At 40.0% G+C, this 22,190-nt stretch carries 23 protein-coding genes; 15 read left to right on the top strand and 8 right to left on the bottom strand.

Annotation, left to right across the window (positions count from 1 at the left end; genetic code table 11):
• Positions 1-53 precede the first annotated feature (53 nt).
• Together DC082_RS03230 and DC082_RS03225 are read right to left on the bottom strand one after the other, a co-directional pair.
• Positions 54-1,739, bottom strand: a complete 1,686-nt coding sequence (locus DC082_RS03230; protein WP_109235731.1) for a Na+/H+ antiporter — start codon at positions 1,737-1,739, stop codon at positions 54-56.
• Positions 1,740-1,876: 137 nt separating this feature from the next.
• Positions 1,877-2,140: a rhodanese-like domain-containing protein gene (locus DC082_RS03225; RefSeq protein WP_229821548.1), complete on the bottom strand. Its 264-nt coding sequence runs from the start codon at positions 2,138-2,140 to the stop codon at positions 1,877-1,879.
• 349 nt (positions 2,141-2,489) lie between these two features.
• Here DC082_RS03225 and msrB point away from each other — a divergent pair, with 349 nt between their 5' ends.
• The 8 genes from msrB to DC082_RS03185 all read left to right on the top strand — a co-directional run bounded on the left by msrB (position 2,490) and on the right by DC082_RS03185 (position 10,916).
• Positions 2,490-2,972, top strand: a complete 483-nt coding sequence (msrB, locus tag DC082_RS03220; protein WP_109235729.1) for a peptide-methionine (R)-S-oxide reductase MsrB — start codon at positions 2,490-2,492, stop codon at positions 2,970-2,972.
• Positions 2,973-3,491: 519 nt separating this feature from the next.
• Positions 3,492-3,800, top strand: coding sequence for an ArsR/SmtB family transcription factor (locus DC082_RS03215; RefSeq protein WP_109235728.1), 309 nt, complete (start codon positions 3,492-3,494; stop codon positions 3,798-3,800).
• A gap of 8 nt (positions 3,801-3,808) precedes the next feature.
• The gene (locus tag DC082_RS03210; protein WP_109235727.1) at positions 3,809-4,231 is read left to right on the top strand and encodes a YeeE/YedE family protein; all 423 of its coding nucleotides are present in this window, start codon (positions 3,809-3,811) and stop codon (positions 4,229-4,231) included.
• Position 4,232: 1 nt separating this feature from the next.
• Positions 4,233-4,640, top strand: a complete 408-nt coding sequence (locus tag DC082_RS03205; protein ID WP_109235726.1) for a DUF6691 family protein — start codon at positions 4,233-4,235, stop codon at positions 4,638-4,640.
• A 752-nt stretch (positions 4,641-5,392) separates the two neighbouring features.
• Positions 5,393-5,935, top strand: coding sequence for a fimbrial protein (locus DC082_RS03200; protein ID WP_109235725.1), 543 nt, complete (start codon positions 5,393-5,395; stop codon positions 5,933-5,935).
• A gap of 322 nt (positions 5,936-6,257) precedes the next feature.
• On the top strand, positions 6,258-8,759 hold the full coding sequence (locus DC082_RS03195; protein WP_109235724.1) for a fimbria/pilus outer membrane usher protein: 2,502 nt from the start codon (positions 6,258-6,260) through the stop codon (positions 8,757-8,759).
• 12 nt (positions 8,760-8,771) lie between these two features.
• Positions 8,772-9,470 carry a fimbrial biogenesis chaperone gene (locus tag DC082_RS03190; RefSeq protein ID WP_109235723.1) on the top strand — a complete coding sequence of 233 codons (699 nt, stop codon included), beginning with the start codon at positions 8,772-8,774 and terminating at the stop codon, positions 9,468-9,470.
• Between the two features lie 381 nt (positions 9,471-9,851).
• On the top strand, positions 9,852-10,916 hold the full coding sequence (locus tag DC082_RS03185; protein WP_133243677.1) for a hypothetical protein: 1,065 nt from the start codon (positions 9,852-9,854) through the stop codon (positions 10,914-10,916).
• Between the two features lie 244 nt (positions 10,917-11,160).
• Here DC082_RS03185 and ppa read toward each other — a convergent pair whose 3' ends face one another.
• A complete protein-coding gene (gene ppa / locus DC082_RS03180) occupies positions 11,161-11,703 on the bottom strand; it encodes an inorganic diphosphatase (RefSeq protein ID WP_109235721.1) in 543 nt (180 codons plus the stop codon).
• A 229-nt stretch (positions 11,704-11,932) separates the two neighbouring features.
• Between ppa and DC082_RS03175 the strand changes: the two genes are divergently transcribed.
• The 6 genes from DC082_RS03175 to DC082_RS03150 all read left to right on the top strand — a co-directional run bounded on the left by DC082_RS03175 (position 11,933) and on the right by DC082_RS03150 (position 17,786).
• Positions 11,933-13,738: a GNAT family N-acetyltransferase gene (locus DC082_RS03175; protein WP_189363298.1), complete on the top strand. Its 1,806-nt coding sequence runs from the start codon at positions 11,933-11,935 to the stop codon at positions 13,736-13,738.
• The gene (locus DC082_RS03170) at positions 13,738-14,436 is read left to right on the top strand and encodes a thiamine diphosphokinase (RefSeq protein ID WP_133243676.1); all 699 of its coding nucleotides are present in this window, start codon (positions 13,738-13,740) and stop codon (positions 14,434-14,436) included. The genes DC082_RS03175 and DC082_RS03170 overlap by 1 nt, the downstream gene beginning before the upstream one ends.
• Positions 14,437-14,577: 141 nt before the next feature.
• A complete protein-coding gene (locus tag DC082_RS03165) occupies positions 14,578-14,940 on the top strand; it encodes an ArsC/Spx/MgsR family protein (protein ID WP_157957393.1) in 363 nt (120 codons plus the stop codon).
• 112 nt (positions 14,941-15,052) lie between these two features.
• The gene (locus tag DC082_RS03160; protein ID WP_229821546.1) at positions 15,053-15,481 is read left to right on the top strand and encodes a DUF423 domain-containing protein; all 429 of its coding nucleotides are present in this window, start codon (positions 15,053-15,055) and stop codon (positions 15,479-15,481) included.
• Between the two features lie 21 nt (positions 15,482-15,502).
• Entirely contained in the window at positions 15,503-16,873 is a 1,371-nt protein-coding gene (purB, locus tag DC082_RS03155) for an adenylosuccinate lyase (RefSeq protein WP_109235718.1), read from the top strand.
• A 274-nt stretch (positions 16,874-17,147) separates the two neighbouring features.
• Entirely contained in the window at positions 17,148-17,786 is a 639-nt protein-coding gene (locus tag DC082_RS03150) for a LysE/ArgO family amino acid transporter (protein ID WP_109235717.1), read from the top strand.
• Positions 17,787-17,970: 184 nt separating this feature from the next.
• On the opposite strand, the gene DC082_RS03145 is transcribed toward DC082_RS03150, so the two are convergent.
• The 5 genes from DC082_RS03145 to DC082_RS03120 all read right to left on the bottom strand — a co-directional run bounded on the left by DC082_RS03145 (position 17,971) and on the right by DC082_RS03120 (position 21,181).
• Positions 17,971-18,315 (bottom strand): DMT family transporter, encoded by a 345-nt coding sequence (locus tag DC082_RS03145; protein ID WP_275665716.1) that lies wholly within the window; start codon positions 18,313-18,315, stop codon positions 17,971-17,973.
• The gene (locus DC082_RS03140) at positions 18,315-18,653 is read right to left on the bottom strand and encodes a DMT family transporter (protein WP_189363297.1); all 339 of its coding nucleotides are present in this window, start codon (positions 18,651-18,653) and stop codon (positions 18,315-18,317) included. Before DC082_RS03140 ends, DC082_RS03145 begins: the two co-directional genes overlap by 1 nt.
• A gap of 378 nt (positions 18,654-19,031) precedes the next feature.
• Entirely contained in the window at positions 19,032-19,241 is a 210-nt protein-coding gene (locus DC082_RS03130; protein ID WP_109235714.1) for a hypothetical protein, read from the bottom strand.
• Between the two features lie 5 nt (positions 19,242-19,246).
• Positions 19,247-20,119 (bottom strand): threonine/homoserine exporter RhtA, encoded by an 873-nt coding sequence (rhtA, locus tag DC082_RS03125; RefSeq protein WP_109235713.1) that lies wholly within the window; start codon positions 20,117-20,119, stop codon positions 19,247-19,249.
• 129 nt (positions 20,120-20,248) lie between these two features.
• Entirely contained in the window at positions 20,249-21,181 is a 933-nt protein-coding gene (locus DC082_RS03120) for a DMT family transporter (protein WP_229821544.1), read from the bottom strand.
• A 432-nt stretch (positions 21,182-21,613) separates the two neighbouring features.
• Between DC082_RS03120 and DC082_RS03115 the strand changes: the two genes are divergently transcribed.
• Entirely contained in the window at positions 21,614-22,162 is a 549-nt protein-coding gene (locus DC082_RS03115) for an elongation factor P hydroxylase (RefSeq protein ID WP_109235712.1), read from the top strand.
• The last annotated feature ends 28 nt before the right edge of the window (positions 22,163-22,190 follow it).

The raw sequence follows: 22,190 nt of genomic DNA, 5'->3' as shown, positions 1-22,190 counted from the left end.
TCTTTTGTGCTGCTTTTATCAATGATTAGAAACGATCAGCAGGTCAAAAGAGATTAGTTAGGGTGAATCGGAGAGCGACCTAAAATAAGGGTTTCTGCTAAGTCGATCTCATAGAGTAGCTTGGCATAGAGCTCAGGACTGAGTCGTTTTTTCGAATTGAGTTCATAGAGCTTGCGTCGCTCTGCACGAACGGCAGCAAGGCGAATATGAACCTCAATGGCATCACTCTCTTCCGTCTTCTGAATCATATGATTGACCTGCTCAATTTCGCTAATGACATGATTACTAATCTGACGAATAAAGAGTTGTCGCTCATCCTCCTCTTCAGAAGGTTTCTCGGCATTGAGTGATTCAGCGGTCTTTTCAACGGCTTCAATCGCTGCTGTGGCAATCTCAGAGCGAACTTCATGTTCCTCTTTAATATTCTCAACCGCAATCGGTTCTGCTTCCTGTTTCTTTCTTAGAAGGAAGGGAAGTACGATGGCCGCAGTCACTAGGGACATAATAATAATTCCTGCTGCCAAGAAGATCACCTGATAACGCGCGGGGAAAGGAATATCAGGATTCGTTGAGATAAAGAGCGGGATAGAGAGCGCCGCCGCGAGCGTGACTGTTCCGCGAACTCCGGAAAAGGTTAAAATGAGAAGCTCTTTGAAGCTCATTTTGGCAAATACCATCGGTTTTTTAAAGGGTGTGATCGGGCTGGTATAGCGCAGTAGGAGTAACCAAAGGAAGCGTAAGAGCATCAATGCAAAATAGATGAGAACGATATCTCCGATCAATGTTGTAAAGGTGGTCGAGGGATCAACTAAAGCATCAAGATAGGTCTCTTGGAAGATACTTGGTATCTGTAATCCTAGCATTAAGAAGACTGCGCCATTGAGGAGATACTCCAATAATCCCCAGATACTATTAGCACGCAGACGCATCTGGACCGGCGTTGTCTGGAAGAATTTCGAGAAGCTGACAGTCATCCCTGCGGTAACTGCTGATAAAATCCCTGAAAGATCGAGCAGCTCGGCAATGGCATAGGCACCAAAAGGGAGGAGCATTAACATAATCATCTGCGATCCGACCTCATCCCCTTGTAATTTTCCGATATAGAAAATGAGCTTAATATAGACCCATGAGAAGGCGATCCCGACAATAACACCCCCAACAGCCATCTTGAGGAAAGTTAAGCTTAATAGCGCATAATCTTCTGTTGTTGTCAGTGCGGCAACGCCAAGTGCAACCGCAATTGCAAACTTTAATGAGACCAGTGCCGAAGCATCATTCATCAGAGCTTCGCCCTCAAGTACTTGCATCAATTTATGGGAGAGACGTCCTTTACCCACAATGCTTGAGAGCGCGACCGCATCGGTCGGAGAGAGAACAGCGGCAAGCGCAAATGCAACCGGCAGTGACATCTCCGGCATAAAGTAGTAGATCAAATATCCTAAACCGCCGACGGTGACAAAGACCAAGACAAGTGCAAGACTCGCGATTTCTCGTCCTGAATTAATAAAATCTTTTAGCGGCATCTTTCGGCCATCTTCAAAGAGGAGTGGCGGAATAAAGAGGAGCATAAAGAGCTCAGGATCAAAGGTGACATGAAAGCCATCATGAGGCCATGAGACAATCGCCCCCATTAAAATCTGTATAAAGGGTAGGGGAAATTTAAAGGGAATCAACTTATGGACGGTACTAGCGAGCGCAATAAGTAGAATAATGACAAAGATAGTAATAAATATACTCATACGATTTAACGCTCTCCTGTGCGAGAAGGGTTATCTTGAAGGGTTAAGGGCATACTTTCCTAAAGGTGTTTACGATATGTTTATGGCTTTGAGGGGCTTTCTAACGCTTTCTAACTTAAAAGGTCAATCTCTAATCGCTACTCATCTCGTAATTGAGGGTATTGTTGCCAAAGCGCAGAGAAGCTCCCTAAATTTATCGCTTGATGATACCCATGATGGAGTAGCGCTTGGGTCGCAAATTCAGAACGAACCCCCGCCGCGCAGTAGAGACCGATAGGCGTATCTTTAGAGTCGATATAGGTTTCAATCTCATCTAATATATTTTGATACTCAATCAATATTGCCCCTTTCAGGTGTCCGGCACTGAACTCTTCAGGAGTTCTTACATCGATGATTAGCATGATGATATGTTCACTTTATTCAATGAAAAGAAGCAATTATTCTACCATTGTGTGTAAGATGCATAAATAGAGAAATAGTTAAGCGTCAAATAATTTATCATTAGAAGGGTTTACTTTTGGGGAGTGAGGGTATATTTTTAATCCTTAAGTTATTCAAAGTATATCTACTTTGTATGTTATTAAAATCACTGTTTTATGACAGAGAACGATAAAGCGTTCATAATTTTAGCAATGGTGATCACACTTTTTTATAAAAAAGTGGTAAATTAGAGAATCAGCGGAGAGAGTGCGATTTTTCACTCTCTAATTATCTCTCTAAAGATCACCCAAAAGAGCGAAGGGGAATGGGATGGATAAGATAAAAAATGAGACTAAGATCGGTCATCAGTTATCAAAAGAGGAGAAAGCCTCTTTAAAGAGTCGGTTAACTTCAATGCAATATTTTGTGACTCAGGAGAATGGAACTGAGCCACCTTTTCAAAATGAGTATGATCAACATTTTGAAGAGGGGATCTATGTTGATATCGTCTCTGGAGAGCCACTTTTTGCTTCTTGTGATAAGTTTGATGCAGGATGTGGCTGGCCGGCATTCTCTCGACCGATTGAGGCAGAAGAGATCACAGAGCATGAAGATCTCTCTTATGGCTATCATCGGACAGAGGTGCGCAGTCGTAGTGCGGATTCCCATTTAGGGCATCTCTTCAATGATGGACCTCAAGAGTTGGGGGGAATGCGTTACTGTATCAACTCTGCTGCACTTCGTTTTATACCTAAAGCAGAGATGGAGAAAGAGGGTTACGGCCATTATCTTCCATTATTAGAGAGAAAGTAGTAAAAGAGTAGAGAGAGGGGAAGGAAAGAATGATTTGCGAGGGATGATTTATAGGTAATGGTTTATCAATAGATCAATAGATCAATAGATCAATAGAGGATCATTTACCCTATGCAATAATTACCCCATGCAATAATCTATGTAGGAGATCTCTCTGAAGAGTTATAGATGAGATAATGTTAAATAATTAGTTAAGTGAGTAGTTAAGTAAGTAATCGATAATAATAAGAAGATGGGTGAAAAAGATTGAAAAGATTACCCATATTCATGGTATCAATTCTGTCAGTCTATATTGTTTCACTGAAGTTTTACTGTAGTCACAGAGAGGGTAGAAAAGGGGAGTATAGGAGTGCTGTACCTAAAAGAGAGGGGAATAGCGCTCTTTTCTGTTGTCTAAAAGTAAAGATATAATTTTTAAATATATTATTAGTAGGTATAATGATCATTGTAATCGATTTTGGATGCAGATATCGGTGCAGTGATTCAATTTTGTTAACGTTAGTTAGTTTAGGGGGAAAGATGAATATTCAAGAGATGCGTGAAGGCGCAACGGAAGCGACTGCTTTTTTAAAAAAATTTGGGAATGAAGACCGACTACTGCTGCTATGCCACTTAAGTAAAGGAGAGTATTCTGTCTCTGCTCTCGAAGAACTGACCGGCATTCAACAACCAACACTTTCACAACAATTGGGCGTTTTACGAGAAGACAATTTGGTCAATACCCGACGTGATGGAAAGTGGATCTACTATTCAGTTGATGATCCAAAAGTGATTACACTCTTACATTGTATTTATGGTCTATTTTGTTCTAAAGAATTTAAGGAGTAATCAACATTATGTCATTCTTTTCACTTCCGGCACTCCTAGGGGGATTGCTCATTGGATGTGCTGCTGTTCTCTTCCTTATTGGGTTAGGGCGGATTATGGGGGTGAGTGGTATTGTAAGTAATCTTTTAACACGTCAAGGTATTACCGCCTGGCGTCTTCTCTTTGTGATTGGCTTACTCATCTCTCCCGGAGTCTATTATCTTATTGCCGGTTCATTACCCTCTGTCTCTGTAACTTCATCAGTTCCTCTCTTAATTGCAGCAGGCCTTCTTGTCGGAGTAGGATCAGCAATGGGCTCTGGTTGTACAAGCGGTCATAGCATCTGCGGAATCTCCCGATTTGCTCCAGGATCATTGATTATTACAGTGCTCTTTATGGTTGCCGGCGGGGTGACCGTTTTTGTCTTAAAGCATTTGATGATGGGAGGCTAATATGAAATTAATCATTGCATTTGCCTCAGGATTGCTTTTTGGTTTGGGGCTACTCTATTCTGGAATGGCTGATCCAGCAGTTGTTCAGGGATTTTTAGATCCTTTTGGTGATTGGAATCCCTCCCTCTTATGGGTGATGGTCGGCGCACTCTTTATCTCTTTTATCGGTGTTTTTATTGCACGTAGACGCGATAAGACCTTAACGGGAGATCCGCTTAACTTTCCTCAAAATAGTAAGATCAATAAAGATCTTGTATTGGGCGGTCTTATTTTTGGTATCGGTTGGGGATTGGTGGGCATCTGTCCAGCGCCGGCATTAGTCCTTCTTGGTCGTGGAATGTGGGAAGGCATTATCTTTGTGATCGCCATGTTAGTGGGTATGCGCTTAGTCACCTTCTTTAAAAAATAGAGTGAGGAGATGAATGCATTCCATAATTGTTCAATCATTATTCAATGATTATTAAAATATGTGAAGGCTTGAATGAAGGCTTGAATCTACAGTGATACCAATATCGATACTCAGCATCGCTACTATATATAGATAGATAAGATGGATAAGATATAAAAAAACTTAGTTGAGATGAACTACACCCCAGAGTTGGAGACAACTTTGGGGTGTTTTTATATGAATGATTTAATGTCACTTAACGCAGCTTAGTGATAAATAGAGCAATATTCAGAGTGAGTAGAGTTGCCTCATCGTTCCATCTATTTTATTGACCGTATTTTACATTGCCTATAAATAGCAACAATATCATACATATAAAAAAATAATAAATAACTTAAATTGACGTGCAAAAAGCATATCATTTTGATTAATTTTTATGCAGTTTTCTTTGAGCGATAAAAATAATTTCTAATTTTTCCCAAATTCAATGAACTTCTACTCAACCTCTTTTCTATGAGGTTAATTGAATCGTGATTATTATAATAATTATCAATTAATCTAATTTTATTGGGTTTTTCTATGTATAAATCAATCTGTTATCAAAACATGATTGCTTTACTTTAAAATATTTTTTGTGTTAGGTTTCTTTTCGCTTCTCTGTTTCATCTTGAAATGGAGAGGTATAGAGGGGGGTCTATCTGACTTATATTTACCTCCTTCTTTCTGATATCGGCAAGATGTTTAATTAATTGAATTAAAAGGTTGTGAAAATTATGAAAAAACTAACATTAGCATTAGTCGCAGCATTATCTTTATCTACAGCAGCATTTGCTCAGACTGCAGGTTCAGATGGTCAAATTAAGTTCACAGGAACAGTAACAGAAAAAGGTTGTACAATTGTTGCGGGTAACTCTGCAAACATTAATCTTGGATCAATGCCTAAAGCAAATTTAATGAAACAAGTAGAGGGTGCATGGGGAACAGGTCAAGTAAGATTTGTTGATTGTAATTTAGAAACTGCAGAAAAAGATCCAAAATTAACAGCCGTAACGATCGCTATTCAAAAAGGATCAAAATCAGATATAGGCTCAAACTTATGGGCAAATGACGGATCTGCTAAGAAGGTAGGCATCGAAGTCGAAATTGATGGTGAGAAAGTTACACCAGATGGTTTGACAAAACCTTTAGTGGCTACAATTGACCCTGTTAATGGAACAGCAACTTATAACGTACGTGGACGTATGGTTGGTGCAGAAACAGGTGTAACAGCTGGTAATGTAGAGACAACTGTATCATTTGTTGCAAGTTATAAATAAGTCACTCTAGCAAAAAATTAGAAATCAAGAACAACCATCTTTATGACTGGTAGTACTTTAATTTCTATTGAAATGAAGGGTAGGTATCCCGCAATCTTATTGAGGGATAGCTACTTTTGAATCAATTGAGTAGTGGTGACGATGTGCTGTGTAACTTAATCAACTTATTTAAAATTTATTTAAAACTTAAATTCAGAAGTGCTGTTAATGAATCTATAAATAAGTTCAAGACAATTAAATTGATAGGAAAACTTTTCCTGTCGGCCATCTCTCTATCATCATCCTAATCCTAGATAATTATCCTAGAAAGAGTTACTGAGTAATGAAACCTTTAATGAAAGCTGTTGTGAAAATAGGGGGACCCCTAATTCTTATCGGAGCTCTGCTATCACCTATCAGTTATGCATTTGAATTTGACAATAAGATTTTAGAATCTTTAGGGTTTGAGAATGTTGATCTTTCTGCCTTTGCGGGGAGTAATGATCAATTTACGGGTAAATATCTTGCTGATATTGTAATCAATGAGCAAAATATTTTCTATAACTATCCTGTCTATCTCTATAGTGAGGAAGGGCAGAGCTATATCTGCTATACCGATGAACTGTTAACATCTCTTCCTATTAGTAAGGAACTCCGTATAGGGGCTAAAAAAACGTTAGTCAATAGTACTGATGCAGGTGAATGCTATGGATTAGAGCAGTATGATTCTGCAATTGCGGCAGAGTTTGATGATAGAGAACAAAAGATTAAGATTCGTATGCCCCATGCTTATTTGGTGGACTTCGATCCTTATTGGGTTCCACCAAATCAGCGTGATTATGGTATTAGTGGTCTATTTTTAGATTATAACTTGCTCAAAACTTATAATCGTTATAAAAGAGATGGTGGTGGTCATTATAGTAGTAATAATTTCTCAAGTTACGGTGTGATTGGGCTTAATTTAGGACCATTTCGTTTTAGAAGTAATTATCAATATAGTCCGAATAGTGAAAAGAAGTTTGAGAGAACACAAACTTATGCTTTCACTGATATAGGGAGTCTCAATGCACATCTCTATGCAGGAGAGCTTTATTCTCGCTCAAATCTCTTTAGTTCTGTGCGTTTTAAGGGGGTTTCTCTCTATACTGAAGAGAGTATGATGCCTAACTATTTACAAGGTTATGCGCCTCAAGTGACTGGGACAGCAACCTCAAATGCTGTTGTGACTGTTAGACAGTATGGCAATATTATTAAGCAGGTCCAAGTTCCCCCGGGACCCTTTGCAATTGCAAACCTTCCTTCTTATTTAAGTGGTACCGTTGATGTGATGGTAGAAGAGAGCGATGGGTCTGTCAATGAGTTTCAAGTCGATATTGCTCATGTTCCTTATTTAACACGAAAAGGGGCATTACGCTACAACCTTAATGCCGGCAAATTATCCCCTCAAAATAATTTGCGTAAAATTGATGTGAAATTTGCATCAGTGGATGGGTCATACGGTTTGACCGATATGATCTCTCTGATTGGTGGGCTAACCTATACAACAAATAATGAGTATGTTGCTTACAATGCGGGCTTAGGTCTCAATCTTGGAATAGTGGGGGCATTCTCCTTTGATATAACTAAATCAGAGAATAAAGCGAATCTAGGTCGCCGTTTAACGGGGCAGAGCTATCGTTTTAACTATGCAAAACGTTTTGGTGAGAACACCTCACTTAATATTGTGGGTTATCGCTTCTCAAGCCGAGATTATACAACCTTGAGTAACTATGTGGATATGAAAGCAGGAAGAGATAACCGGATCTATTTAGAAAAAAATCGTTTCTCTCTGAGCGTGTCACAATATGTCCCGCGGTGGAATATTAGTGTAGCTGCAACCGCTTCAAAATCGACCTATTGGAATCAAGATAGTAACTCTTATTACAACCTTTCTTTTTATAAAACAATAGAAAGAGGCTTTTTTCAGAGTACATCTGTTTCATTAAATCTTTCCCATAATAAGAGTAATTATGGAAATAAAGATGATCTCATTAGTCTCTATGTCTCTATTCCGCTAGAAGATCGAAAGTCTAGAGTTTCTTACAATGCGCGTTATGATCGAAATCGTGAGAATTTTTCGCAACAAGCGATACTTTATAGCGAAGGTATGGGGGGGAATTACTCTTTAGGGGCATCAATGAATCATAAACAAGATTTAAGTGGCTCTATAGATTATGCATTAAGCGCTTCTTACAACACAACATTAAGTTTTGGTAACTTTAATGGTTCTGTAAGTTATGCATCAGATCAACAAAATGTTACGGCTGGATTCAGTGGTTCTTTAACATTAACAGAGCATGGCTTAGCAACTCATCCTTATGTTTTTGAAGAGGGGTCACGTTTGATTATCGATGCCGGAGTTCCAGAGGTAGGAATGCAGGGAAATAGTAGTAAATCCAATATTTTTGGTTTAGCAGGTATTAGTAATATTCCAAATTACTATCGCTCTACCTATCTTATCGATAATGATAACTTGCCCGATAATGTTGAGATTCAAGATGGGGTAATGGAGGTTGCGCCGACTAAAGGGGCGATTGTATATCGATCGGCAAATGCGATTAGTGGGGAGAAAGCATTAGTAACGATTACACTGCCAGATGGATCTCATCCTCCATTTGGCGCTATTGTTTATCGAGAGAATGGGAAAGGCTCTGAAGTAGGAATGGTTGCTGACCAAGGGCGGACTTATCTCACAGGTCTTAATAAAAAAGCGGAGTTTGCTGTGAAGTGGGGAAGAGATCAATCGTGTACTTTGCCTATCCGGTCAACAGACTCTAAAGATTTAACTACTATTATTTGTTATTAGGAGTAACTAATTATGAAACGACTGTTAATTTTAGCAGCAGCTTTACTCAATATCTCTTTTGCTCAGTTAACGCTTGATAGAACGCGTGTCATTTTTGATCGAGTACAATCTAACTCTCAATCAATTGTTGTTTCGAATACTAATAAAAATGAACCTTATTTAGCACAATCTTGGATAGAAGATGAATCAGGAAATAAGATTGAAACACCTCTTGTTGCATTACCGATTCTTCAAAGAATCAATCCTGGGCAAGAAAAGCAAGTGAAGATCTCTTTAGCCGGACAGAGTCATCTACCTGAAGATCGTGAAACAATGTTATTCTTCAATGTCTTAGGAGTACCTCCGAAAACAGATGCTGAGAATCAAGTTAACATAGTTATTCAATCAAAAGTAAAACTCTTTTATCGCCCAAAGGGCTTACCACAGTATAAAGATAATGGTTGGTTAAAAGAGTTACAAGTTTCGAAGTCGGGTAATAGCTATACACTACAAAATCCATCTCCTTACCATATCGTGATTTTTGGTGTTAGTAATGGTCCGAAGGGGAAAATTACTGAAAAAGATCTTGTTGTAAAGCCTTTTGGGAGCGTAACGGTTACCGAAGCCTTAGGTAATACTCCGACGATCTATTTTATTAATGATTACGGTGGCACAGAGTCGCAAAGTTATCAGTGTGGTAGTAGTTGTCAACTAGTAGATCGTAATAAGTAATCACTACGATCTAACTATAATTCAATCTATCTAGGGTAGTTTAATATTTGAAATAAAAAATAGAGAGTAGTTAAATGCAGTCGCAAAACACAATATTAACTCTCTATACGTATGCTTCAAGCATTACTGAATGACAAGCATTGGTAAAAACTAAGGGCCGTTCTCCTAGATTTGAACATCTATGACAAACCAAATTTAAGAAATATCTTTATGGGAACCTTATATCGTCTGAAAATAGAGTATCCCTGGAGGTATTTACTAGAATGCATTGGAAAGCATAATACAGTTTTTTAAAGCTTTGGGTCTGTTGAAGCTATGAATGCTCAACAGACCCTGATTAATTAGTTTATGTTCTTATAAAATAGTGGAGAGAATCATATAATGAGAGTTAGAATTAGGCTGCAGGCTATATTAATCTTTTTTTTAGGAATAGTGATCATTACTCCTAACTATGCTCAAAAGGGGTATGATTGGAATAATCCATTATGTATTGCTAGTGATACAGGTTTGGGGGGGCCAAGATATATTGAGACAAATTTACCAATAAATGAGGTTGCTCCTGCGCAAACTATTGAGTTTAGGTTGCGCTGTAAGGGAGATGTCCCAATTTTTGTTCAAACACTAACAGGAAGTGGGGGAGTATCTATTTTTGCTAATAATATTGTTAATCAATACCTGCCGACTACTGGAATTTTTGATGTGGAAACAACAGTTGTTGCGCTCAATAGTGGGAAAACACAAACAAGTTCTCTATATGTCTTTGATATTGCGGCTGGCGATCTTGGTGAGCAGCTATTTTTACCGGCATTAGGTGAAGGGCAGTTTCATGAATTTTCGGTTAAGATAAATATTAGTGAAAGAGTTGTAAAACCTCGTGTCATTCCTGAAAATCCAAAGCCTATCAATCCATTTTACATACCACTTTTTTCTGTAGTCGATAACTCTTCTGATGTGCAATTAGAGAAGAGATATGCCCCTTATCCGCTTTATTTAGTATCAACATTTGATACTTTCCCTGATCCTTGTGTGACACCCGGGCCGATGGTTGTTGTACCTCCTCAGGTTGATTTCGGAATACTTAATCGGGAAGATCTTGTGCAAAGCGTTAAAAAAAGCTTTTATTTCAGATTAGCTAGACCTTCTAACGATACTTGCGGTCACTCCCTATATCCAATTATTACATTTAAAGCGATGGATCCAGTTGTTAATGATGAGATAGAAATTTCAAATGGTACCAGTCTCTCTTTTGTAGTCGAGGACCTCTCTTCAGGGAGTGCGATAGGAACTAAAAAGTTACAATTTAATACGCCTTTACGGTTTGGAGAGCTAAAGCCTCAAGGTTTGCTTAATCTGTATGTAACGGCAAATCTTCGTAAAAATCCAGAAAAGGCTTTAAGAGGAGGATATTTTTCAACTGTGATGATCTATCATATTGAGTTCCGTTAATTGCATTAGCATGATAGGACAGGGCGTTAGCGTTATGATTTTAATTAAGTTAGGTTAAACTATATTCGAATTCAAACAAAAGAAATTTTGTTGAGTTAGTGTTAATGGCAAAAAAGGAGTAATCTGTGCTAAAAGATTACTCCTTTTTGGGTTGCTGTAGTTTTTTATAGCTCTTTAGATCCTATAAATCTTTATTGCCATTGATTATCCTTGATCATTATTGAGCTTAACGATTCTCGATCGGCTATTGCTTCTCATTAAAGAGTTTAAGGGAGTTTTCAATCTCTTTTTGTGCTGCGGCTTTATCGCTATAGCCATCGAGTTTCACCCATTTACCACTCTCAAGACCTTTATAGTTTTGGAAGAAGAACTCAATTTGGTCAACCAATAATTTAGGAAGATCTTTAATATCTTCAATATGGTCATACATTGGGCAGAGTTTGCTGATAGGAACAGCGATCAATTTGGCATCACCGCCTGATTCATCAGTCATATTGAGGACGCCCAATGGACGGCAACGAACGACAGAGCCATGAATCAGTGGGAATGGGGTGATCACTAATACATCGAGTGGATCGCCATCATCGCAGAGAGTGTTAGGAATAAAGCCATAGTTTGCAGGATAACGCATATTGGTGCCGACAAAGCGGTCCACCCAGATGAGATCGGTATCGTGATCGACTTCATATTTAACGGGATCAGATTCTGCCGGGATCTCAATGATACAGTTAAAATCTTCAGTAATCTTTGCAATATCATTGGCTGCAGGAACTTTTGCAAAACTCATAATCTTCTTTGCCTCTTTTTTAGTAGTGATGAATCCACTTTAGACTTGCGTTATCTATTTTTATCAATGATCAAGATCAACTGATAATTGCCGTCATAAAGTGATCTTAAAAAATGATCTTAAAAATCTTTGTAGTCAATTATAGCAACTTTATGATCTATTCCTATTTTAACTGCAAAAAATGACCATATTTGATAGGATTAACAGATCGTTATTGAGAGGTTTTTCTATGAAATTTATCTGGATTAAAGGGGATAAGGCATCTGCATTTCAAGATGCGTTAGCGGTTAGAGATACCGTCTTTACACAAGAGCAGGGATTCCCCGCTGAGATCGATCATGATGCGATGGATCAAAATTCATGGCATCTTCTACTCTATCGGGATCGTCAGGAGCAGATGACAAGTGCAGAGAGTATCGAGAGTGCTGATTTAATGATTGAGCACGATCTTGCTCTAGAAGCTGCTGAGATGGGCCTCTCTTCGGGTAAGAGTAAGAATAGCACCACCGATCGATCGAATTTAGAGGCGATCGGAACACTTCGATTTTTTCTCAATAGCGATGGCGTCTATCAAGTAGGACGGGTGGCAATTCTTAAAACATATCGTGGATATCGATTAGGGCAATTTCTCTTAAAAGAGGCCTTAAAGAAGATGGCGGTCTTAGCTGAGAGCCGTGAAGTGATTCTGCATGCGCAATTAGCGGCAAAGGGATTTTATGAACGCTATCAATTTAAGGCAGAAGGTGAGACCTTTCTAGAAGAGGGCGAGCCCCATATTACTATGCGAAGAAGGTTAGAGCTTGGGAAGATCCCGGCAGAACAACTAGCTAATGCTGAAAGAATCCTTTTTATTGCTCATCTTGCAATTGGTGACTTTACCTATCTTCAAAATGGTTTTAGAGCGTTTAAGGAAGCTTATCCTCACTTAAAGATCGATCTCTTTATTGAAGAGGTTCGTTGCACCAATGATCCGAAAAAATGGCCCTTTTTGAAGAAATACTCCCTCTACGATTGGGTCGGGAAATGTGGCATCTTCGATAAGATCTACAATAAAAACTATTCGCCGGCACTTCGCCTTGAATCGATTGTGGAAGCGAAATTACAAAAATATCCCATCGTTGTCTCAATTGAGACCTTAGCATCACTCAATGGTGCAGGATTAGCACGAGATATTGCCGGCCCTGATGGATTTGCGATGGGGATGGATATTCGTTATCGCTGGTATCAAATTCGAGAGAAATTGGATCTTAAAAAATTGGATGCCACAATTGAAGTTATCAAACCCCATAATGGGAATGATCGCCATATTAGTGATGATTATGCTTACTGGTTTTCTCAAATAGGGGGAGTTATGCTCTTTCCAGAGGAGCGCTATCCTTTTGTGAGAATTCCCAAAAAGTGGCAAAAAGATGCACGGAAGCAACTTAAAAAGTGGGGCGTTACAGCAGAGCAGCCGATTGTTTTTATCAACCACATTGCTAAAAATCCACGTCGATCCTGGAAGTTAGAGCAGGTTCGGGAATTAATCGAGCTGATGCAGCAACAGCCTCAGTGGCAAAATAGCTTCTTTATTATTAATGGTATCCCTGAAATATTTCCTGAGATTACCGCTTTAATAGAGAAGCATCAGTTAAAAAATACAGCCCCCTTTAGTGCGCTCGATAATTTCTTCCAATTGCCGGCGATGTTGGCAGCTTCAGATCTTATAATCTCTGTTGAGACGGCGGTGATGCATCTTGCTAATGCGGTTCATGTGCCGGTGATTGCTTTAATGAGGATTAAAACATTGGAGTGGGTACCACTCAATGAGGCATTAACGACCTTAATCTTTACCCCAAAGCGTGCTGATGTGATTGCCGATATTCCACCTCAACGTGTGATTGATGCACTTCCTGAGAATCCGCTTGCCGGAAGAGAGGAGAGAATTTTAGACGGGAATATTGATGATTTAGGGGATGATTTAGATGAGAACCTAGAGGATGAAGGCAGTGTAGCAGAAGGCTCTTCTACTACTGCATCTGAGGATGGTGAGTAGTGAGTAAGAGGTCGACTCGAGCTGTGATTCTTCTGCCTGGAGCAGTCAACTTTGAAGCAGTGATTTCCATGTTTGGTGATTGGTTTCAAGATGCGATGGTGATTGCCGTCGATAAAGGAGTTGATAAAGCAGAGGCATTATTAACACTCAATAAAGTCAATAAAGCGCGTGAAGTTGCGGTAGATTTTTGGGTTGGAGATTTCGATTCAAGTGAAAAGCTAGAGATTTCACCCACACTTTACCGAGAGAAGGTAGGTTATCCTGTTGAGAAGGATGAGATCGATACAGAGCTAGCAATTTCACTTGCAAGAGAGCAAGAGATTGATCAGTTTCTTCTGTTAGGAGGAGTAGGCGGGCGACTCGATCATCAAGCGGCTCTTCTCTTTTTGCCACTACAATATCCCCATACAACATTTATTCATACAGATGGTATTGAGACGCTTCACTTTATAGAACCGGGAAGAGATTATCGCTTTACCCCTCCACTTGGAACGACAGTCAGTCTTATCGCCTTGAGGGATCTAAGAGGCGTCAATCTTTCTGGAGTGAAGTGGCCCCTTGTTCAATATAACTTAGCTGTGGGTTCTGGATTAACCTATTCTAATGAGGTTGTTACCGAAAATGGGATTAATCTGTCGATTAGAGAGGGAGAGGCCTGGCTCTATCTGTTGTCAGAAAATAGCAAACGATCACTTTAAGCGCTCTCTCCCTCTGTTCCTCTATATCTAAATAGTGGGAGAAATGGTAGAATAGGCGCGCATTTTAAATGATTTTAAATGAATATTGAAGGTAAATATAATTGATATTGCGTGATATGGCGATATCGAATGGAGTCAAATATGTGGCAAATTATCTATAATGGCGATTGCTCAAAATCGAGAGCAGCACGTGAATATCTTGATGAGAAAAAAATTGAATATCAGGTGATCAATTATCTTGATGAGCCGCTCTCGGCTGAGATGATCCGTTCACTCCTTACAAAGTTAGGGGTAGGGATTGATGGCATTATTCGAATGAAGGAAACACCGTTTCAGAAGATCTCTCAAGAGTGGTTCACTTGGAATGAGGATCAAAAAATTGCCTTTGTTGTGGAAAATCCTATTGTGATTGAAAGACCGATTGTTGTTTATCAAGAGGATGCGGTGATTGCAAGACCTGATCCATCGCCGATTGATCATCTGCTTGCAAAGGCTTGGAAATAGCTTTTGAGGATGAGTTTTAAACTTTTAAACTTTTAAACTTTTAAAATTTTGGAGTTTAGATCTTAGCGTCATTATGAGTTGAGGGTGGGCTGAGATCAAATAAGGAGAGAGAATGGAAGGGAAGAGAGAGGAGATGGTGAGTGATCGAGCAGTATTGAGCCGATCCTTTATTGTCATCGGTGCTATTTTAGCTGGATTAGCGGTTATGGTAGGTGCCTTTGGCGCACATGCCTTAAGTGATCAACTTGTAGGGCGCGGTAAAGAGATCTGGGAAACTGCGGTTCAGTATCAATTTATTCATAGTATCGCTCTCATTATTATCGGAATTTTACTCCTTCTATTAACAACCCCTAAACTTCTCCGTTTAGCGGGTTTTTCATTTTTGATAGGGACTATTCTCTTTTCAGGGAGCCTCTATCTCATCGCGCTCTTATCTGTTAAAAATTTGGGATTGGTGACGCCTATAGGCGGTCTCTTTTTTATTGTCGGTTGGATATTGCTGATCTGTGCAGCGCTATTATCTACTCGAATTCGTGCTTAAGTACTTAATAAAGGAAATATTATGAGTATTCATTCTGTGTTATCTGTCTCTCCACTCGATGGTCGTTATGCCAGTCGTGTTGAGCCATTAGTGGCTGAGGTGAGTGAGTATGGTTTAATTCGTTATCGTGTGATGGTTGAGATCAAGTGGTTAATTAAGCTTGCCTCTGAAAAGCATTTTGAAGAGATTCCTTCATTTGGGGAGGAGGCGAAAGCATTCTTAATTTCGCTCTATGAGAATTTCTCTCCTGAAGATGCCATGGCGGTCAAAGAGATTGAAAAGTCAACGAACCATGATGTAAAAGCGGTTGAGTATTGGATCAAAAATCAGGTTAAAGATCACCCAGAACTTGCGGCATCATCAGAGTTTACTCACTTCACCTGTACCTCAGAAGATATCAATAACCTCTCATACGGTCTGATGTTTAAGAGCACGATTAATGATGTTGTTTTGCCACAACTTCAAGAGGTGATCGCCTCTATGCGTGATATGGCACATCAATTTGCTGCGATTCCGATGCTCTCAAGAACCCATGGGCAGCCAGCAACACCGACAACTTTAGGGAAAGAGATCGCTAATGTGATCTATCGTCTTGAAAGACAGGTTAAGCAGTTACAAAACACAGAGTTTTTAGGCAAAATCAATGGCGCAGTGGGGAACTATAATGCGCACGTTGTAGTCTATCCTGAGTTCGATTGGCCGGCATTTGCAGAAGATTTTATTACGCAAGATCTTGGTTTAACTTTTACCCCTTACTCAACTCAGATTGAGTGCCATGACTATATCGCTGAGTTTTCACACACAATGACCCGTATCAATACCATTTTGATCGATTGGGCGCGTGATGTCTGGAACTATATTAGCCACAACTTCTTCAAACAGCGCACGATTGCCGGCGAAGTGGGCTCTTCAACGATGCCACATAAAGTGAATCCAATCGACTTTGAAAATGCGGAAGGGAACTTCGGTATTGCTAATGCACTCTTTATCCATTTTGCAGAGAAGCTTCCAATCTCGAGAATGCAGCGTGACTTAAGTGATTCTACGGTACTTCGTAGCGTCGGATCTGCTTTCGGTTACACCTTGATCGGTTTTAGCAGTCTCTTAAAAGGTCACGGTAAGCTCGAAGTAAGTGCTGAAACCTTAATGGCAGATCTTAATGCAAACGTGGAAGTATTAGGGGAAGCAGTACAGACAGTGATGCGCCGTGATGGTATCGCGAATCCTTATGAGAAATTGAAAGATTTCACCCGTGGTAAACGTATTAATATTGAACAGATGCGTGAGTTTATCGATACGTTAGAGCTTGCTCCAGAAGTGAAAGCGCAACTTAAAGCACTAGAGCCGGCAACTTATGTTGGACTTGCTGAGAAATTAGCTCGCGAGATCTAACGTTTAACATTTCTGTTATAAAGAATCATCTCTTCAATATTGGGTATCAATATTGGGTATCAATATTCAGATTGAAGAGATGCGTAATAAGAGTATTGATAAAAATATTTACAGTGACTTCGGTTGCTGTAAATATTTTTTTATGACTTAAAAAAGCTTAAAAAGCTTAAAGAACTTAAAAAATAAAAAGATCATCAAAGATCGCTAGATCTCATGAGAGATCATCTCATGAGAGATCATAAGAAAGCCGATAAAGGTATAAGGGGGGGAAGTTATGATTTGGCAGATCTATCTACAGGGTGTTTTGCTATCGTTTGGACTCATTGTTGCTATCGGTGCGCAAAATGCTTATGTTTTAAAACAGGGAATAGAGAATAATCATATCTTTTGGGTTGCAACAGTCTGCTTTCTTTGCGATTTTCTCTTAATGTCGGTTGGTGTTTTAGGAATCGGCACAATGGTGGCGCAAAATGCTATTTTGCAGCTTATTTTAGCACTGCTCGGGACGCTCTATTTAGCGATCTTTGCCTATAACTCATTACGTGCGATCTTCCAAGAGCAGGTGATGAGTACAGGATATTATGAGGGGCGATCCTCACTGCGATCAGTTATTTTGGCAACATTGGCGATTACGTTACTCAACCCTCATGTCTATCTCGATACGATTGTGATTATTGGCGGAGTTGCCGGGACGCTTGAGGATGAGCATAAGATCGCTTTTCTGTTAGGGAGTTTGACGGCATCGAGTATCTGGTTCTATAGTTTGGGGTATGCCGCAACAAAATTAGCACCGATTTTCCGAAAGCCGTTAACTTGGCGGATTCTCAATCTCTTGATTGCTCTGATGATGCTATTTATTATCTATCAACTTCTGCGTTTTAGTCATGAGCAGATCATGATGCTATTGACCTAAAGTAAGTTAACCCATAGTCAATTAATCCATACTTAGTTAACCGATACTCAGCTATCAATGGTAGCCCAATCAATAGCACTCTTCTATCGTGAAGAGATCTTATCGATGAGATAAAAAAAGTGTGGAGACTGATCCACACTTTTTCGATTGATCTCATCTTATGCTATTGAGAGCACTCTCTTATTTATTGTGTTGCCGTGACGAGCTGTAGGCCGACGACACCTACAATAATTGCCGCTAAGCTTAAAATTCTCTTAATATTTTTCGATTCATTGAAAAATATAATATTAAGAATAACCGCTCCTGCCGTCCCCACACCTGTAAAGACCGTATAAGCGATACTGAGCGGTAAAAAGCGGAATGAGAAGTAGAGAAGGGCGAATGATGCAAAGATCCCCCCATAGTAGAGAACTCGATTGATCAAGGTTCTATTTTGGCTATAGAGGCTCAATCCAAAGACACCCACAAGTTCTGCAACAGAGGCAAGCGCCACAAAAATCCAGCCGATTGTAATATATGAGATTCCCATTATGCATTCTCCTCTTCTCGAATATTGACATCAAAGAGGTTGAGTCCTAAAACCCCCACTAAAATAATCCCCATGAAGAAGAGCATCTCTCCTGTGATGGTTTCATCAAAGAGGAAGTAATCCATCAGGACTGTACCGACCGTACCACTTGCGGCAAAGATCGCATAGACCGTACCTGTAGGAAGCCCTTCACAAGCTTTCGCAAGAAAGTTAAGGTCGAGGAGGACAAAGACACCAACGATCGCCCAGTGCCACCAGGTTGATGCTACATTAAATCCATAAAGCCATATCAGCTCAAAAATAGAGGTGAGCGCAACGTAAATCCACGCTTTGTTCATAATAGTTTCCGTATATAAATAACGATAATTGATAAGTTGGGATAGGCAATCGTGATTGTGCCTAGTAGATTCCCACTTAGACTTGATATTTTCTGATAGTTTTTGATTGTGCTTGAGAGTGATGACCCAAGATTAAGGATCATCGATGAATCGAGGAGGATTCATCAAGAGGTGAGTTCACCCGCGCCGATAGCAGAGAAGACAGAATCGGGCAATAAAAAGAGAAGAATGGTTGTACTGCTGTTTGTCGCTAAAGCGCATAAAATTAGGAGAGTTGTTAATCGTGAATATATTTTATTCTCTCTTAAGAGAATGTCAATATGGGATAAGAGAGAAATTTCAACTTCGTGAAGCGACGCTTTGATGCTTGATAGCTGATCAAAGATTATTGTGAATAATCTGTGAATGATCAGCCGGCAATTTTGTCGTTTGCTGTTGCTCAATGAGCTCTGCAACATTCTTTTTAACAAGATGATTCATAATAAAGAGTAAAAGAAAGATGAGGAGGATTGCACCGATCCACTTTCCAAAGCGACCTTTTGTCCCTTTTTTCTGTTGATATTGATTAAAGTCTCGATCAAATGGCATCTTTTTTAATCCACCTTTTTAACAGTTTCAATCGGTTTTGAGGAGAGGGAAGCGCCGAGAGAGGCGATAATAATCGCTAAAATCCCACCAATCTGTACCGTAGAGAGGACTTCGCTTAAGATAATAAATCCAAAGATCGCGGCAATGGCGGGTTCTAAACTGGTTAATGTCCCAAATGTTTTTGCCGGCATTCGAGTTAATGCCATCATTTCAAGTGCATAAGGGAGTGCTGAAGTTAAGACGGCAACGGCGATCGCCATTGGTAGATATTGTGGCGCAAAGATCCCAAATCCGCCACTTGCAACACCGATAGGTACATAGATAATCGCGGCAATCGCTGCTCCAATACCGACAGTGGCTGTTCCATAGTAGTTCCCCGCTTTTTGACCAAAAACAATATAGAGTGCCCAACAGACACCAGCTGTTAATGCATAGAAGACCCCTAACAGATCAATTGAGCTACTATCTTGAAAAGGAATGAGCGCTAATAATCCGAGGACGACTAAGCCGATCCAGAGAAAGTCGATCTTTCTACGTGAAGCAAAGAGAGCAACAGCTAAAGGGCCCGTAAACTCTAATCCTACCGCGATTCCAAGCGGGATAGTTTTAATTGATTGATAGAAGAGGAAATTCATCGTTCCCAGAGTGATCCCATAGTAGAGAAGATAACGACGATATCCAACCTGTAACTTCCGTTTCCAAGGCTTGAAAATGATCAGCAAAATAATAGCGCTAAATCCTAGGCGATAAGCAGTAACCGCTTCTACACCTACTAAAGGAAAGAGCTGTTTTGCTAATGTTGCGCCCCCTTGGATCGAGATCATTGCCGCAAAGAGGCAGAGGAGCGGAAGAAGAAAACCACGGTTTGAATGAATCATAATAATATCAGATCGTTATAGAGGTTGAGGGGTATTATCAACAGATGTTAATGGGGGCTAATTGTATCATGAGGAGACCATTTTTGGCGCAACAAAGTCATTTGAATCTGATCTGAGGATTATTTATTTTTAACCCATATTTTTTAATGTAGATTTTGAATCTCTATTTTTAACCTTTTTCCGTGGTAGGAGTGTCAATGCCATTCCACCAAAGATCGCAATAATGCCGATCCACTGCTCGGGAGAAGGGAAGAATCCTGTGATAAAGATATCCATTAAAATCGCAACGAGGGGATCGAGAAAGACAAGAAGTGCAATCGTTTCTGTTTTCAGTGAGCGAATGGAGTCGAAGAAGAGATAGAAGACAATGCCGGTATGGACAAAGCCGGTAATGAGGATATAGAACCAGTTGAGAGCGGTTAAATTCTCAAAGAGGGAGAAGTCGATAAAGGGAGCAAGAAGAAGTGCCCCAAAGAGTACCTGAATAGTGGTGATGGCGTAGGAGCTCGCATATTTAAAGCCTTTGCCGGTTAAGGTTAAGAGGGCATAGAAAAGTGCCGAAAGAAGCCCGTAAATTAAACCTTTACTGAAAAAGTCGGCAACTGATTCTGTTTGATTGATCTCTGCAATCGCTAGTGTACCGATAAAGCAGATAATAATGGCCGATAGCGGAATGAGGGTGAGCCGCTCTTTATAGATAAATGCCCCTAGAATCATCACAATAACTGGCGCAAGATGGTAGATGGAGATCGCAACCGTGACGCCACTCTCTTCGATTGCCTTGAAGAAGTAGACCCAATTGAGGATCAAGAAGATGCCGCAGATTAAGATCTTTATAACCTCTTTAGGAATCCAGCGTTCTCGGCGTAGTTGACCTGTCAGCCACCAAAAGAGCCCCAAAAAGAGGCTAGCGCAGATACAACGAATAAACACGAGCTCGAGAGCAGGAATGCCACTTCGTTGAGAAAAGAAGCCAACAGATCCAAAAAGGATCATGGCGATCGACATCTTCGTTAATGCCGAGCGATTATTGAGTGCCGGCGTCAGGGTATTCTCCATCATAATAAAACTCTTTGGTGTAGATAGCGGAAATAGGGTGGGCTGATGGTAGTGAAGTCTGATTTTGTCAAGAGCTTATCACTCCTCTTTTATCTCTATAATTATGTCTCTTGTTCATGGTATGAGCGAGGTCATAATTCTATTGACACTTTGTAAGAGTCGATCGATTAAATGGGGTGAAATATCGATATTGCACTCTACTATATCAAAGTCAAAAATATCAAAGTTAAAATTTGCCTGTTATTTTCCACCCTCTTTTTTTCTATCTCTCTCTTATCTCTTCTGATCTCTTCTGATCTCTTTTTTTATACCTATCTCCTTTTGCTTCTTAGTCAAGAAGTGAAGGATTAGCTTATGGTAAAATAGCGCCCTAGATTATAACGGGGCAGAATCAATCTATTATCAAAATTATTGATCAATGAGTAGGAGCGTATCATGAATCATCACTATGAGGATCTGATTGAGATTTTCAATAACACTTTTTTGGAGAGTGAAAATACCATCTTAGTCAAAGGGGATGATGAGCCGATCTATCTGCCGGCAGATGCAAATTCTCCCCATCATCGAATTATCTTTGCCCATGGTTTTTTTCAGAGCGCTCTTCATGAGATTGCCCACTGGTGTATTGCCGGTCGGGAGCGACGTCAGTTAGTCGATTTTGGTTATTGGTATTGCCCCGATGGCCGGGATGAAGCGACTCAAGCTCAATTTGAAGCGCATGAGATTCGACCTCAAGCCTTAGAGTGGCTCTTTTCGCAAGCATGTGGCCGCAAATTTTCTGTAAGCTGCGATAATCTTGCCGGTGATTTTGAACCCGATCGTCTTCAATTTCAACAGCGAGTACAGCAGGAAGTGATCAAGATGCTCAATGAAGGAATTCCCCCGCGTGGAGAGCAATTGATAGCAGCGCTACAACATTTTTATCACACACCTCCATTAAGAGAAGCTGATTTCCCTTATCCCGAGACGATTTGGGATCTTTAGAGAAAGTTTCAGTAAGGGGATAGAGATA

This window comes from Ignatzschineria indica (genome assembly GCF_003121925.1).
Classification (GTDB): domain Bacteria; phylum Pseudomonadota; class Gammaproteobacteria; order Cardiobacteriales; family Wohlfahrtiimonadaceae; genus Ignatzschineria; species Ignatzschineria indica.
This window is presented reverse-complemented; position numbering and strand designations above follow the sequence as displayed.

Coding starts and splice junctions, on each gene's coding strand:
- DC082_RS03120 (WP_229821544.1), bottom strand. CDS start 21,181: ATGATGGAGAATACCCTGACGCCGGCACTCAATAATCGCTCGGCATTA.
- DC082_RS03115 (WP_109235712.1), top strand. CDS start 21,614: ATGAATCATCACTATGAGGATCTGATTGAGATTTTCAATAACACTTTT.
- DC082_RS03215 (WP_109235728.1), top strand. CDS start 3,492: ATGAATATTCAAGAGATGCGTGAAGGCGCAACGGAAGCGACTGCTTTT.
- rhtA (WP_109235713.1), bottom strand. CDS start 20,119: ATGATTCATTCAAACCGTGGTTTTCTTCTTCCGCTCCTCTGCCTCTTT.
- DC082_RS03160 (WP_229821546.1), top strand. CDS start 15,053: ATGGAAGGGAAGAGAGAGGAGATGGTGAGTGATCGAGCAGTATTGAGC.
- DC082_RS03165 (WP_157957393.1), top strand. CDS start 14,578: ATGTGGCAAATTATCTATAATGGCGATTGCTCAAAATCGAGAGCAGCA.
- msrB (WP_109235729.1), top strand. CDS start 2,490: ATGGATAAGATAAAAAATGAGACTAAGATCGGTCATCAGTTATCAAAA.
- DC082_RS03210 (WP_109235727.1), top strand. CDS start 3,809: ATGTCATTCTTTTCACTTCCGGCACTCCTAGGGGGATTGCTCATTGGA.
- DC082_RS03130 (WP_109235714.1), bottom strand. CDS start 19,241: ATGCCATTTGATCGAGACTTTAATCAATATCAACAGAAAAAAGGGACA.
- DC082_RS03145 (WP_275665716.1), bottom strand. CDS start 18,315: ATGGGAATCTCATATATTACAATCGGCTGGATTTTTGTGGCGCTTGCC.
- DC082_RS03195 (WP_109235724.1), top strand. CDS start 6,258: ATGAAACCTTTAATGAAAGCTGTTGTGAAAATAGGGGGACCCCTAATT.
- DC082_RS03140 (WP_189363297.1), bottom strand. CDS start 18,653: ATGAACAAAGCGTGGATTTACGTTGCGCTCACCTCTATTTTTGAGCTG.
- ppa (WP_109235721.1), bottom strand. CDS start 11,703: ATGAGTTTTGCAAAAGTTCCTGCAGCCAATGATATTGCAAAGATTACT.
- DC082_RS03175 (WP_189363298.1), top strand. CDS start 11,933: ATGAAATTTATCTGGATTAAAGGGGATAAGGCATCTGCATTTCAAGAT.
- DC082_RS03185 (WP_133243677.1), top strand. CDS start 9,852: ATGAGAGTTAGAATTAGGCTGCAGGCTATATTAATCTTTTTTTTAGGA.
- DC082_RS03150 (WP_109235717.1), top strand. CDS start 17,148: ATGATTTGGCAGATCTATCTACAGGGTGTTTTGCTATCGTTTGGACTC.
- DC082_RS03205 (WP_109235726.1), top strand. CDS start 4,233: ATGAAATTAATCATTGCATTTGCCTCAGGATTGCTTTTTGGTTTGGGG.
- DC082_RS03190 (WP_109235723.1), top strand. CDS start 8,772: ATGAAACGACTGTTAATTTTAGCAGCAGCTTTACTCAATATCTCTTTT.
- DC082_RS03230 (WP_109235731.1), bottom strand. CDS start 1,739: ATGAGTATATTTATTACTATCTTTGTCATTATTCTACTTATTGCGCTC.
- DC082_RS03225 (WP_229821548.1), bottom strand. CDS start 2,140: ATGCTAATCATCGATGTAAGAACTCCTGAAGAGTTCAGTGCCGGACAC.
- DC082_RS03200 (WP_109235725.1), top strand. CDS start 5,393: ATGAAAAAACTAACATTAGCATTAGTCGCAGCATTATCTTTATCTACA.
- purB (WP_109235718.1), top strand. CDS start 15,503: ATGAGTATTCATTCTGTGTTATCTGTCTCTCCACTCGATGGTCGTTAT.